The organism is Clostridium sp. Marseille-Q2269, from assembly GCF_943736985.1.
Lineage (GTDB): Bacteria > Bacillota > Clostridia > Clostridiales > Clostridiaceae > Clostridium_F.
This window is the reverse complement of sequence record NZ_CALSFS010000019.1, coordinates 57937-72256: the sequence shown is the minus strand read 5'-3', so window position 1 is coordinate 72256 and position 14320 is coordinate 57937. Positions and strand designations below refer to the sequence as shown.

12 protein-coding genes and 1 pseudogene are annotated in these 14320 nt (G+C 28.4%); 11 read left to right on the top strand and 2 right to left on the bottom strand.

From position 1 onward, the window contains the following. The 11 genes and pseudogenes from NGI68_RS16095 to NGI68_RS16045 form a co-directional block, all read left to right on the top strand. A partial coding sequence (locus tag NGI68_RS16095; protein ID WP_251862460.1) for a peptidoglycan-binding domain-containing protein occupies positions 1-418 on the top strand: 418 nt, incomplete at its 5' end. Between the two features lie 304 nt (positions 419-722). Continuing rightward, positions 723-2120 carry a metallophosphoesterase gene (locus NGI68_RS16090; protein WP_251862459.1) on the top strand — a complete coding sequence of 466 codons (1398 nt, stop codon included), beginning with the start codon at positions 723-725 and terminating at the stop codon, positions 2118-2120. A gap of 191 nt (positions 2121-2311) precedes the next feature. Further along, positions 2312-2572: pseudogene (locus tag NGI68_RS16085) on the top strand (transposase); the annotation flags it as partial. Positions 2573-2634: 62 nt separating this feature from the next. Further along, positions 2635-3906: a TULIP family P47-like protein gene (locus tag NGI68_RS16080; protein ID WP_251862458.1), complete on the top strand. Its 1272-nt coding sequence runs from the start codon at positions 2635-2637 to the stop codon at positions 3904-3906. 163 nt (positions 3907-4069) lie between these two features. Further along, positions 4070-4507, top strand: coding sequence for a toxin (locus NGI68_RS16075; RefSeq protein ID WP_251862457.1), 438 nt, complete (start codon positions 4070-4072; stop codon positions 4505-4507). A gap of 11 nt (positions 4508-4518) precedes the next feature. Further along, positions 4519-6711: a TULIP family P47-like protein gene (locus NGI68_RS16070; protein ID WP_251862456.1), complete on the top strand. Its 2193-nt coding sequence runs from the start codon at positions 4519-4521 to the stop codon at positions 6709-6711. 65 nt (positions 6712-6776) lie between these two features. Beyond that, entirely contained in the window at positions 6777-8246 is a 1470-nt protein-coding gene (locus tag NGI68_RS16065; protein WP_251862455.1) for a TULIP family P47-like protein, read from the top strand. A gap of 190 nt (positions 8247-8436) precedes the next feature. Further along, on the top strand, positions 8437-10443 hold the full coding sequence (locus NGI68_RS16060; protein ID WP_251862454.1) for an insecticidal delta-endotoxin domain-containing protein: 2007 nt from the start codon (positions 8437-8439) through the stop codon (positions 10441-10443). Between the two features lie 163 nt (positions 10444-10606). Next, on the top strand, positions 10607-10831 hold the full coding sequence (locus tag NGI68_RS16055; RefSeq protein WP_251862453.1) for a hypothetical protein: 225 nt from the start codon (positions 10607-10609) through the stop codon (positions 10829-10831). 326 nt (positions 10832-11157) lie between these two features. Next, positions 11158-11733 (top strand): recombinase family protein, encoded by a 576-nt coding sequence (locus tag NGI68_RS16050; protein WP_251862452.1) that lies wholly within the window; start codon positions 11158-11160, stop codon positions 11731-11733. Between the two features lie 50 nt (positions 11734-11783). After that, positions 11784-11969, top strand: coding sequence for a tyrosine-type recombinase/integrase (locus NGI68_RS16045; RefSeq protein ID WP_251862451.1), 186 nt, complete (start codon positions 11784-11786; stop codon positions 11967-11969). A 154-nt stretch (positions 11970-12123) separates the two neighbouring features. Here NGI68_RS16045 and NGI68_RS16040 read toward each other — a convergent pair whose 3' ends face one another. Further along, positions 12124-12840, bottom strand: a complete 717-nt coding sequence (locus tag NGI68_RS16040) for an RloB family protein (protein WP_251862450.1) — start codon at positions 12838-12840, stop codon at positions 12124-12126. Next, a complete protein-coding gene (locus tag NGI68_RS16035) occupies positions 12837-14114 on the bottom strand; it encodes an AAA family ATPase (protein ID WP_251862449.1) in 1278 nt (425 codons plus the stop codon). The genes NGI68_RS16040 and NGI68_RS16035 overlap by 4 nt, the downstream gene beginning before the upstream one ends. Between the last annotated feature and the right edge of the window lie 206 nt (positions 14115-14320).

Here is a 14320-nt window from a genome sequence, read left to right as displayed (position 1 = left end):
AAATGTGGATTTAAGTAACTTTATTGATAAAATTTTCATAGGTAAAGTTGATGTACAACCTTCAAAGCCATCTGGAGAGAGTTCCTCAACTATCTATGGTAGACACAGTTTAATAGGAGCATTACAACAAGAAATAAATAACCAAGGCTTGGGTAACATTGCAGTAGACAACACGGCGGGAGAGGCAACTCTTAGTAGTGCCCCAATATGCAGACAGGGTGCAAGAGGTAATATAACTAAGATTATACAAGAAATGCTTATTAACATAGGCTATCCTGTAGGTTCTTATGGAGCTGATGGAATATTTGGAAGTAGTACAGTAACAGCCATAAAATCATTCCAAAAAGATTGTAATTTAAATCCAGATGGAATTGTAGGAAAGGAAACTTGGAAATCTTTATTTAGAAGCCTAAAATAAAATATTATTTCATTTAAGGGGTGTAAAAACTCCTACAGGATTACATGATTTAAAAGCAGTTAAAACACCAGTCATAATATTTGAGACTTGTTTTTGTCATAGTAAAAAAATATAAGTATGTGGAATCCCACACCTTGGGACAAACTAGCTAGATATATTTGTAATGCAATAGACACTAACATCTCACTGAAATAATAACCAATGTTTTTGATAAGAATATTCCTGGAATAATTTTAAATATTTTGTATATATGGTATGTTTTTTTGAAATGATAAATTAATATTTATATAAAGGGGAGATATTTATGAACACATCATCCAAGAGCCTTAGTGGTAGATCAGATATTTTATACTCCTTAGTCATTACCTCAGATACCAATTATCCTTGGACACCAGAAATGGATAATTATCAAAGCTCCACTCAAAGTGAAAGTGATAAGGAAAGAATTTCGGAAAACTTAATAAGAGAACAGTATCATAGTATTAATACTTACACCGATGGCATGCCAAATTCATCCATCCTAATGAATGGAGATATAACTGCTTTTGGCCATAAATGGCAATGGAATAAAATGAATAAGCTATTAAAGATTCTAAAACGGCCTTATTATTATGGATTAGGAAATCATGATATTGAAAATAATATAGATGACTGTGTAGGTAATGGTTGTTTCTTACAATCAATGGATTACCTAGTTAGTTTCATCAATAGACTTAAACTTCCGAAATCCCAAGTTGATTTCAGTTTAACTAGAACTTCTACAACCACCAGGAAATCATATTTAGGGAGTTTCTCATATGCTATGGATTTTGGATATATATATTCTATACAATTGAACAATTTCCCAACTATGAAAGTGAAAAGAAATAGTCCTGTATCCCCTCATCCAGGCATTGATATGTTTCCTAATTTTAAATGGATTGAAGATCAATTACGATATGCAAGTAATTTAGGAAAGATTATTATCGTAAATATTCATAAACCGGATGAGTGGAATAAGTTTGCCCACCCCTCAGGTCCAAATCAATATTTTATGGATTTATTAAAACAATATGATGTTACTGCTGTATTTTGTGGACATTACCATAGGGAATGTGGAAACAAAACTTATCGATACAGTAACTATTTCAACGGTATACCGGTTTTTTTATCAGGTAGTGCTTCACAGAGAACATATTTAATAGCAGAGTATAATAAAAATTCACTAGATGTTTATTCAATTAGAGATAACAATTTGAATAACAAAAAACTTGAGGAATCAATTTCGACTGGACATAAGAAGCCAACAGGACCATATCAAATTGTAACAGCATTAAATAATGACAGTGTAATTGACTTAAATAAAGCAAATAACAATATTATACTATGGGGAAACCACGGTGGCAATAATCAAAAATGGATGTTTGTGTATAATGCTGAAAAGAAAGCATACCAAATAAAAAGTGTATGGAATGATGATTTAGTTATAGCATGGATAATTGATACCCCATATTCATTAAAAGTACAAGCTCATAGAAATGAATATAAAGAAGAGCATTATTGGATTCTGGAAGATACGGAAAACGGTTATTGCATTATAAGAAATTACAAGAATAAAAATATGGTGTTAGATATAGATAATGGAAAAACTGAAAAAGGTACAATAATTAAATTATCACCAGCAGGAATGACCACAAGTCAGATCTTTAAACTAACTCTATAAACATAATACCTAAAAATTATGGATAGGGAGGATTTAAATACTATTTACAGTTACATTTAAGGGGGTGTTAGATGTAAGCGCTTCAGAAAATAGCGTATTTCAAAAATAACCCAATTAACGTATATTAAAATAGAGCTTGTGATAATTAACAAGCTTTGCATCTCTTATTTATTCTATAGTTGAGAAAATTTGATAATTCAAGAGTTCATCATGCAAAATTATTAAATGATTTTCTACTTCAAAATAAAGATAAATTAAGACTGTTATTTTTACCACCTTACAGCCCTAACCTTAACTTAATTGAGGGTTTATGGAAATGATTAAAAGATACAGTTATTAATAATGCTTTCTTTTCAAATGTAAGTGAAATTAGAAATGCTGTTCAATGGTTTATTAATGACATTAATGATACACCTGAAATCACTATAGACAGGCTATGCATTCAGATGTAATTTCATTAATGCGATATATATAGATTGATAAAAAAATAAAAAGTTATATAGGGGCTGATAATATGGATACAACAGGATGGGACATTGTATATTTATGTTCAAAGAAATCAACTAATAAAAGTCTAAATAGATATATGAAACAAAATAATCTGGAAGTTTCTTATAATGGATCAAATATTAAAATAGATATACTTTTTGATCCGTGGGAAATTATAGATGGATCTGGTAATAAGATAGTTATAAAAACTCCAGTAAAAAAAGGTAAGTTAGTGTTCAATACTGAGGAGATTATTGAGTTAGATGAAATTTGCCCAGTTATAAATGTAGAATTAGATTTTTTCAATAGTAATACTGAATATAATACTAAAAATTTAATGTTCAATTTTTCAACTAAAGACAATAAATCTGACAATAATTTGTATAATTTTATGATTATGAATCCTGATATTAATGGAATAATTGATGATGAAGAAACTTTGGGAATATTAAAATTTGCATTACAAAAAGTGTTTCTAACAAACCAAAGTGAATTTTCTTATATTTTTGCTGAAATGAATTTGTCACCAGAACAAGAATGGATGAAACCTCAAAAGTATGTATATACTTACTTGAATCCAGCAACTGGTCAAGATGGATTTCTAACTATTCTTTCCGTCGTAACTAATAAGGATATTTCAAAATTAGGTCATTCAGGATTTGATGAAATATTAAATGATAAAAATGATATATTTTTGTTACTCTCTGAAAAAATGTTTTTAGAAAATATCATTTTACCTGAACTCCCAGAGAGTTTTGGAAATGGTGCTACTCTTTCAGATTTCAAGTTTAAAGAAACATCAGAAACAACTGGTGAAATTGTTAATGCAAATCATTTAAATACTGAGGCTGTTAAATGGGGTGCAGTTTATTACCATCCCAAAATAACAGAATTAAGAATAAGAATAGAAGGAAGTACTATGGTAATAAATGCTGATGGAAATTTCAACTACGGAGGTAAAAAACAATTTTTCTGGGTGAAATCTGTAAATAAATTTATTTATGATAAATATACTAAAAAAGCTTTTTTTATTCCAGATGATAACCCTTCCTATAGGTATAAGAAGAATGTGCCAAAGTGGGCATGGATAACAGGAGGAGTAGTTGTTGTATTAACTATTGTTGGGGTCTGCAAAAGCGTTGCTAAAAATGTTGCTAGAAGTGTAGCATTTGAAGCAAGTGATAGCCTTTTAGGAAATATAAATCCTGATATTATAAGCTGGAATGAATCACAAGGTATAGATGTGCAAAATACTATTTTGGATGTAGCTTTTGGTATTCAAGGAAATTCTGAATAATAGCTTAAATATTACAAAAATGTTATGTGATTAAGAAGGGTACAATCCAAAGGATATATGCTAAAGAGTACCATTTAACATAAGTAAATATTAAAGATTACTTAATATCTAAATATAGTAGTGTTAAGTATTAGTGATGTTAAAATAAATATAATTTATAGAGGTGAGAAAAATAGGTTTAAAGAAACAATTCTGCTTTGAAGATAGCAAAGTTTTTATGGATGGATCATTCTTTTTACAGAAGATCCAGAAACAGTATCATCCAAAATACGATTATTTTAAGGCTAAATTTTGTGAAGGCAATTTGTATATAAGAGATAAGAATAAAAATAAACTAGCGCAGTTTGACCTAAAAGACATTGAATCTGTAATTGCTTTAAAAAAAGAATATTTAGAGCAAAATGAATTAAAAAATATAGAATCTAACTCTTTTATAAATATTAATAATAAAGAGGTTAGAAATAAGTATGGTTTATATGTTGTAAATGTAGACATTACGAAAAAGCTGGAAAAAGATTGTGTATTGAAAGCAATATTAAATGAAAAACTAAAATTCCTTTTTTTAGGGAATGAAGATAAGTTATTGAAAATAAAAAATTAAGGAGAAATATTATGGAAACAAAAAATAATAATACTTTAAAGGTCTATAATTGGCATAAAATTTCAACTAGTAATGCAGTTAATTTACAAAAATTTAAAAGAATTGTTCCAGAAAATTTTTCAAAAGAATTAATATATAAACAATTCACAGCTACACTTAAAGGTCACTGGAAGATTTGGAAATTAACCCATGAAGGAGAAGGAGAATTTCCTATATTTAAATTTGAAATTAAGAATGGCTCATTCTCAGTAAAGGATAAAGATAAAACTAAAAATTATTCATTAAAGGATGAGTGGATAAAACTTGGTATAAAAATTAATTACAATGAAATATATGGAAGAGGTATTTATTCAATAGATAAAAAGAATTTAAAAATATATAATGTTGACAGCTCATTTGGATCAAAATATGAAAACTTAATTGAAAGAACTTTATTAGAAAGTTTACTAACATCTTGTATTAAAGATAAAGTAAACAATTTAAATAAATTTTTAGAGGAATATGAGGTTAAATCAGAAAAATATGATACCTTAAGTCTTTTGGGTTGGGATATAGTATATTCAACATCATACAGAAAAATCAATAATATGATTGAGAAACAAAGCAATTTTCCAGATATTTTTGAACATTCTAATCGTGGTATGAATATCGAGGGCCAATTTGATACATGGAGTATAGGAGCTGAGTCTCAGGGAAAGTTTATTAATGTAAAATGTCCTATTTTTACTGGGTCTGTTTATCTTGATGAGGATACAAGTTTCAATTTCAAAAATGATAGCTATGTTTGTGTAAGTTTGGATTTGGATTATTTTAAAGACGAGAATAACACATTCTATGATCCAACTTCTAAAAATTCTGGAACACAGTATGATTTAAAAGTAAAAGAAAATAACAACGTGTTATTTATTACAGATATAAATTTACCCCCAAGTGTTAATGATGAGGATAAAATATTGGTGCAAATGCTATTTTTAGGATGGTTTAAGAAAAACATTAAAAGGTTTGAACAGATATTTTATTCAGTCCTTTTAAACGATATTTCTGAAGAAGAAGGTTTTCAGTGGTTAAAACCTACCGAAGTTTCTTATGGATGCCAAACATATAATAATAATGGAGAAATGGATGAAGATAAATCTGTATTTGGAGTTTTGGCAATGGTAGATGGAAAAGAACCAGATAATACAAATAGTTATAATGTAGATGGTAGGTTGCTTAATGCTGCAGGGGGAGATGCTTCTTTTGCAACTACCACACCTTTATTTGTTAATAAATGGTTAGTTAAAGGGTTAGAAATGATGCAAATTGAAGAACTAGATGAATTTGAAATGCTCAGTAATGGATATGGATTTAAAAATAAAAAGAAATTTCAGTTTGGTAATTTTAAAAACGAAAAGGGGTATTCACCAGCTTATATTGATGCAGAAAAATTTAGATATGAAATTATTAATGATCAATTAGCAGTAAGCATAGATGATGTATATTGGGATATGGGTAGAAAGATTACAGGACATGTTGAGTATAGACAATTCTTTGATTTAGAACTAAAAAGTGGAGTAGATGCTTCGGGAGAGAAATATGAAAATGTTTTTATGCCAGTAGCAAACGTAGATCCTGTATTAAACGTAACTTTTACTGAAGAAGGTAAATATTTCTGGGAAGAGTTCTTTGGGCACATTGTCACTGAAATAGTAGTTGGCATAATAGCAGGTGTTGCAGGAGTTTATATAGGAAAAGCATTAATAAATACAGTAGGAAAACAATTAGTTAAAACTACTGGAGCAAAATGGCTTTTAAAAGTTACCGGAGAGCTGGCTGAAGAAATCAAAAAATCATATCCTAAGGCTTTAGGAACATTAAGTAGACAAGCTGAATATGAGTTAATGGAATTGAGTTTAATTCCAGAAAGAGCTGTTATAGAGGCAATTAGAAAGGCACCAACTGAAATTGGAAGTAGAATATGGTGCAATACTATAAAGTTTACTAGTGCAATAATTGCATCAGCAGCAGGAGTGGCAACAATAAAAGCCATTACTAACACAATAAGAAGTTATGATGCTAAAGAGTACTCTCAACTTCAAAATATAAACAGTTTTGTAGAATCAAGCGTAGGATCTATACTTTGGCCACAGAATGGGAAATTTAAACTTAAAACAGCTAAACTTAGAGGTGTTTATTTAATTGGTGGTAATTTAGAAGATAAATAATATTCAATACTATTAGGTAAGATGATATTTATCTTCTTATCTAACAATTAAGGGAGATAAAAATTATGATTGAAAGAGCAACTACATTAAATTGGGATACTGCATATGCTGTTCCTATTGATATAGTCAATAAAGCAATTAAAGATAATAAAAGTAGTCCTAAAAATTTTCAATTTGAAGACTTGTCAGGAAATATATGTGAAGGTAATTTTGGAGATTGGCAGGTTACTACTGGCGGTAGTGGTAGTCAAATTTTTATGAAGTTACCCATTAATGAATTTAATGCCAAAATTATAGGTAGTAAGCGTAAGTTTCTTAATGGAAATGGTGGATTCAAATCAGCTGATATGAATATTATGGTGAAATTCAGTTTTTTTCCACATGATGAAATATCAAAAAGTAAAGAATCTGATTTGGTTGATTTAAAAGTAAGGTCAAAGAGCACTGATCCCATAGATCCAGTAGTAGTAGTAATGTCATTAGAGAATATATCAGAATATTATTTTAATTATCTAGAACCTAGTGAAGATGATTTCAGAGATATTATAGAAGAAATTTTCAAGGGTTTAATTAAGGGCTGGCTTGAAAAAAATTTACAACTCTTTAATCATATCTTTAGTATAGTTAACTTAAATTTGTATATTAGTGAATATTCAAAATGGTCATGGAGTAGACCATCATATGTAAGTTATGCTTATACAGACGTGGGGAAAGGTATGGATAAAGGTATTTTAGGTGTTTTATGTATGACAGGAGGAAGAAAACCAGAGTATAGACAACAAATTATAGACTCAAATGCAATACCTAAAAATTCTCAAAGCGGATTTTTAATTTATGAAGAACGAGTATTAAGGGACATATTATTACCAACTTTACCAATGAAGTTTAAAAACTCTAATATACAAGATTATGAGGTAATTAATGCAACTGGAGAAAATGGACAATATCAATATGTATTAAGATTAAAGAAAAATAAAATTATTAGATTAGAACGTGTAGAGGCCAATGGATCAAAATATGATCCATATATGATGGAAATGAGTATTAGCTTAGTTAACGATACCTTAAAACTTGAGGCAGTCACACACACAAATATAGGTTCAGGTGGAATAGTTGGATGTACAACTATAAATCGCTACAGGTTAACTTTGAAAGAAAATGAAAAAGGTGAAGAAACTATATCATATGAAGAAGTTGGGGAATCTACTATAAACAATTTTGTTGTAAAAGAAGGCACAAAGTGGGTATGGAAGATAGTAGCTGGAATTATGGAAACTCTAGGATTCGTAGTATTGGGAATATTCACATCAGGAGCATCTTTTTTTATAGCAGGACTTGCTCTATCTCTATTATCAGGAGTTGTAGCTAGAACTCCTGATATGATTTTAGGATTAAATCTTAAAACCTCGCCAAGTATAAATCTTATGTTAGAAAATTCAACTTCACAAATTGTTTGGAATGCTAGAGATGTTTTTAATTTAAATCAAGTTGCTTTAAACGGTCCACTGCAACTAGGAGGTGAATTAACAGTTTAAAGCCTAATAACAGTTAAATTTAAATAGAAAATTATTTTAAGCAATTTTCCCTATTTTTATCTTTTGAATATGAAAATAAATATATAGAAGGTATCTTGATACTCCCTATATATTTAGTGTTGAAAACTCACTAATGTCTAATTTTTAGAAAATATTTCACAGAAAAACTATGTATTTAGGAGGAAGTTAAATGAAAGAAAATAATGAAAATAAATTTAAAAGCACACCATATTTGCCAGATAAGCCTAAAAAATTAAATGGCTATCCTTTAGCAAAAAATAAGATTTTACAATTAGATGGTAGCGGCAATAAATACTATTTAGATTCAGAAACTTATGCCGGAGGCGCAAAGGAATGGGCTAGCGCTGGATTGATTGTAACGGGCACAATTCTTACCTTACCAACACTGGCACTTGCAGGAACTGGAGTTGGTTTAATAGTAGTTGGCACACTACTACCTTTACTTTGGCCAGGGGATGGAGAAGAAACTGATCCTAAAAATTTAAAAGTTTGGAAAGATTTAATGGAAGCTACAGAGGTATTAATCGATAAAAAAATAGATGCCTATTCTAAAGCTGCAGCCGTTGCAGCGTTAGGTGGCTTAGGGAATTTATTAAATGAATATAATATAGCGTTTGAAAGATGGCATAACGACACTAATAATCCCAGGGAAACACAAAATGTAATAAAGAGATTCGATGCTGCTTATAATGGATTTGTAAAAGAAATGTCCAGTTTTGCAATCAAAGGACATGAGCTTACACTATTACCTGTATATGCTCAAGCCGCAAATCTTCATTTGCTTTTAATAAGAGATGGCATTATATTTGCTGATGATTGGAATCTAGCAAGAAGCAGTAATGCTGGTGAATATTATCGTGATAGGTTATCGTATTATACGAAAACATATATTGGTCACTGTGTGGATTGGTATAATGAAGGAAATGAAGAGTATGAACGTCCTATATCTCGCCTAGACCAATTATATAAACTTATTAAATATCAACGGGAGATGACCATTAATGTATTAGATATTATATCTTTATTTTCTAATTATAATCCAGATATATATCCTGTAAAGCAAAAACAACCAAAGCTTTTACCATATTCGGAGCTTACAAGAGAAATTTATACAGATCCGCTTAATTATGATAATTATCAGTTTAATAATATGAATGAAAAACTTGATTTAGAATACCAATTAATGAGAAAACCTCATTTATTTACCATATTAAGAGCTATAGATTTAGAGTTCTTGGGAAAAAATTTTGATAATTCTTCTGATTTTAAAGATAGACCATTTTTACTTGGAAACCATAATGGGTACACATATATTAATGATGGTTATAATCATTTTGCTAATAATCCTTTTGATTATAAAAAAATTAAATGGGGTAATGTTCAAGGAGCATGGGGAATCATTGATGGTAAGCAAAGAGAAATGATATTAATTCCAGATGATTTTAAAACTTTTTTAGTTAAGACTACTCGCTATAAAGAAGAAGGTTTAATAGAAGAGGGAGATTTAGTAGCTCTTACTTATAAATTATCAATGTCATTAACAGATGATGTTACAGAAAACAATGAACAGGCTCAATTAGGTACTACCAATAGACCATTATATGAAATAATCTCTGAAGTACCTCCAAAAGAGGGTACAATAACTTATGAAAATTATAGTCATATTTTATCTTATATGAGTAGTTATAATAAAGAGATATGGTTGCAAACAAGTGTTTTTGCATGGACTCATGCAATGGTTAATTTTGAAAATGAAATAGAAGAGGATGTAATTACTCAAATTAAAGCTGTAAAATCTTATAAGATTGTTGATGATGGAAAAGTTATAAAAGGACCTGGCCATACGGGAGGAGATTTAGTAAAACTTAATCAGTATGCCACTATGTTTTTTGCTGTTAAATTTAACTCAGATAAAAAATATGCTATACGTCTACGCTATGCTGCACATAATAATACAACTGTTGAACTTGTACTCCCAGATAATTCTAGAATAGCAGGGGATTTAGTATCCACTTTTAGTCATTCAGATGAAGAAAGTCTTAAATATGAAGATTTTAATTACGCAGCTATGCCCTATATAATTAAGGGAAATTCTAGTTCAAGAACTGTATTTGCAATATATTGCAAGAAAGAATCGATTATTATTGATAAAATAGAATTTATTCCAATTAAATAATAATTATTTGATATGAAAGGATAAGTTAATTTTATAAAAATTATAAAACCAATAATAATACTACTAACTGTCATGTCATTCTTACTTTTTATCAGCTTCTGTTGGATCTTTCCCTTATTTTATTGCAAGTGGACATAGTAGTCCTGGAACAGGTGCTTCACGATTGTCAACAGGATTTACCACTCCTGGGTGGAAAAATAAATATCCTGATTTCCCAAGAGTTAATTGTTTTATAGGTATATGTACTATAGCTTTTGAAGGAACAAATATATTAACAACAAATAGAATTAATAGTTCTAAGTATTCACGAGTTGGAATAATTGCTGCTGATTTTCCAGGTAGAGGTTTAATAGATAGTACGATCAGACTTAATGATATATATAAATAGCAATAATGGATTTCATTTAGAGATAGTGTTCTATAATAAATTATTTTCTTTTATACCAATAAAAAACTATCACATATATTTAAGCTAGATTTCAAAGTAACTATTATTTCTTTCATATGCATAAGAATATATGAAACATAAAAAGTCTCAAAAACATTCGTTTTTGAGACTTTTTTATTTTAAAACAAATTTTAATGAAATAACCTGAAAATAATATCAAAACTTATCTCAAATTCATAGTATTATAACTTGACTATGGATTTGAGTTATGAGACTATATTATTATTAAATATCTTTAACCAACATAAGAGAAAGGAGATATAGTTATGTTGATTGGCTATGCAAGAGTATCTACTCAGGATCAACATTTAGAATTGCAAAAAGACGCTCTAGAAAAAGCTGGATGCGAAAAGATTTTTACAGATATTGCAAGTGGAGCTAAAACTGAACGTAAGGGATTAGAGGAAGCTTTAACTTATTTGCGTAAAGGAGATATATTAGTTGTTTGGAGACTTGATAGACTTGGCAGATCCTTAAAGCATTTAATTGAAGTTGTAAATGATTTAAGTGAAAAAAATATAGGATTTCAAAGTCTTCAAGAAAAGATTGATACTACTACCAGTGGAGGAAAATTAATATTTCATATATTTGCATCTTTAGCTGAGTTTGAACGAGATATTATAAGAGAAAGGACAAATGCAGGTCTTAAAGCTGCAAGAGCTAGAGGAAGAATTGGTGGAAGACCACGAGTAATGGATAATAAAAAAATTTCTATGGCAAAGGCTTTAGTTAATGACCCCAATAATTCAATAAAAGATATTTGTGAAACTTTAAATGTTTCTAAGGCTACTCTTTATCGTTATTTAAAGCAAAGTAATAAGTCACAAACCAATTTAAAATAATAAGTTACGTTGAATATATATAAATAACGTATCAGTTATCTTATATACTAATGTTTACCGTACAACCTATAGATAATTTGAGAAAAACTTGGGGATATCATGCTTGGAAGGCTGGATTTAATCCTGCCATTATAATGGAAACTTTAAATCATAGTAATTTAGCTATGACTAAAAGATATTTAGGTATAAGACAAGATGATGTGAATGAACTTTATACTAAGCTGAATATTGATTAATTATAATGTATATAGATTGTAAATTCACTCTTAAATTATTAATGTTATGTTGTAATGACAAAGGTGTTACTTTTATGACTCTTTCTCTTCTTCTTAAAAAATATATAATTATGAAAGCTTTTCTATTTTTTAGAAAAGCTTTCATAATTGATTTTTATTTATTTCCTAACTTATCTATATACTGAACTAAATCACCAATATTAGTATAAGGGTTACTTTGTATAAAATCTCTTACATTTATATTGTAGTTATTAATAAACCTATCTGGCAATTGTCTGTGTAAACTTTCATGGTATTCTTTTAACTTTAATGATCTTTTTACTGCATTATCTATATTGTTCTTCAATTCATCATAAATACTTTTATTCTTTTCATAATCCTTAATATATTTATTTAATTTTTTTATTACTGAATTATAATTTTTCAAATTAGCTGTGGTATATTCAAAATGTAGTAAGTACCAAAATTCAAAGCAAGGATTTGAAATTCCAAGTATTATTTTATTATTTGCTCTTTTCTTGGCCCTTTCAATTTGCTGTATTTTACTTTCAACAGGATTATTATTATTGTAATCAATATCTACATCAAAAATACACCAAACTCTATCCCCATCTTTAGGATTAATATCATAATCATTTTCTTTAATATATAAAGCTTTATCAACTAAACTTTCAGGATCTGTAGCTTTTGCTTTATTTTTTCCTATAGAATTTTTATCAGCAACTCTTACATCTACTCTAGTATATCTAGAGTTAAATTTTTTAAAGTAATCAACTTCTGTTTCTTTGCCTTCACATATAATTACAATAGTAGGGTTAACTTTTCTTCTTCCTTTTTTTCTAACACCTTCATCTCTCTTGTTTAGCTTCATATTAAATCACCCTTAAAAAATGGAATAGCTCCATATTTACCTTGAAGATATCCTTTTTCTATTTTATCATTTTTTCTTACTCCTCCAAATTCATATAATGAATATAAATCTGTACTTTTATCTTCCTTTTTTTCAGTAAACCATATTTGGTCCCTTCTTAAAATGTTTCTATCTAAAAGATTAGTATCATGGGTTGAAAATATAAGCTGAGCCTTATTTTTATTAATATTAGGATTTGAAAATAATTCTACAAGTTTCATAACTAAAAGAGTATGCAGTCTTATATCAAGTTCATCAATAATAACAGTATATCCATTTCTAAGCACCTTAATTAAAGGTCCTAAAATACCAAAATATTTTTGAGTTCCATCTGATTCATCACTTAAATCAAAAGATATATTTAAAGGATTACCCTTTTCATCTATTCCTTTATGGATAGTTTTTATATCTAAAAATTTACTATCATCATCAATGTGATTAATGATATCAGATTTAGTGTCATCTGAAATGATTTTAAATATTTCAGATGATAAAATATCATCCTTTTTTTTAACTTTAACATTTATGTCATCTATATCCATATCAGCATACTTCATATATTTCTTTACATCTTCATTAATTTTATTATTTTCCACCATAGATTCTCCAGTGTAGGCTTCCAGATTTTCATGATCTATAAAAACATTGAAATATTCACTAAGCCATTTAAAAGGTTTTTTAGCCTTTTCATATTCCCAAAGACTTTCCGTAGATAAAAATAACTTATTTTTAGAATGAAATTTATTTTTAAGTTCCCTTTGTAGTTCTATATCATTAGTAAATTTATATTCATCCCTAACCCTTTCAAAAATAATACTCTGTCTTCCTTTTGGATAATAATATAAATATTCCTCCATAACTTCCTGTTCCATAACTGAAAACATATAAACATATTTTATTTCTTCATAAATAAATACTATTCTAAATTCACTAGGTTCTTTTAAATAACTTCTATCTAACTTAAAAGGTATTCTAGGAATAATTTTACCTTGCTGCATTTCATGAGATTTATTTATAAAAAAACTTGCAAAACTCATTGCTTTTAAAATATTAGTTTTCCCTGAAGCATTTGCTCCATATAAAGTAGCAACATTTAAGGCTCGATTAGGAACCTTATCTTTTTCATATATCATAGTGTTATCTTCAAGTCTAAAATCATCTTTTGAAGCTATCATACTTAAAGTTACTTCATCTTTTATAGACAAAAAATTTCTTACTGTAAATTCTAGTAACATATATATCCTCCATTCTGAAATCACATTCTTTTATCATTAATTATTTCCTCTTAATATCTATATTATAACCATGTTTTTGTAAAAAATCTACAAATAATCTATTTAAATAATTTAAATTAAGAATTTAAGTCCAAAAAAATTGCTTTGGAATTAAAAATTTAAAAACAATCTCCTTTTTAAAACATAACATCTAGTTTTTATTATTC

Bases quoted from the DNA above. Each gene is read 5' to 3' on its own strand.
- NGI68_RS16065 (WP_251862455.1), top strand. From the start codon at position 6,777: ATGATTGAAAGAGCAACTACATTAAATTGGGATACTGCATATGCTGTT.
- NGI68_RS16045 (WP_251862451.1), top strand. From the start codon at position 11,784: ATGTTTACCGTACAACCTATAGATAATTTGAGAAAAACTTGGGGATAT.
- NGI68_RS16090 (WP_251862459.1), top strand. From the start codon at position 723: ATGAACACATCATCCAAGAGCCTTAGTGGTAGATCAGATATTTTATAC.
- NGI68_RS16080 (WP_251862458.1), top strand. From the start codon at position 2,635: ATGGATACAACAGGATGGGACATTGTATATTTATGTTCAAAGAAATCA.
- NGI68_RS16070 (WP_251862456.1), top strand. From the start codon at position 4,519: ATGGAAACAAAAAATAATAATACTTTAAAGGTCTATAATTGGCATAAA.
- NGI68_RS16060 (WP_251862454.1), top strand. From the start codon at position 8,437: ATGAAAGAAAATAATGAAAATAAATTTAAAAGCACACCATATTTGCCA.
- NGI68_RS16035 (WP_251862449.1), bottom strand. From the start codon at position 14,114: ATGTTACTAGAATTTACAGTAAGAAATTTTTTGTCTATAAAAGATGAA.
- NGI68_RS16050 (WP_251862452.1), top strand. From the start codon at position 11,158: ATGTTGATTGGCTATGCAAGAGTATCTACTCAGGATCAACATTTAGAA.
- NGI68_RS16040 (WP_251862450.1), bottom strand. From the start codon at position 12,840: ATGAAGCTAAACAAGAGAGATGAAGGTGTTAGAAAAAAAGGAAGAAGA.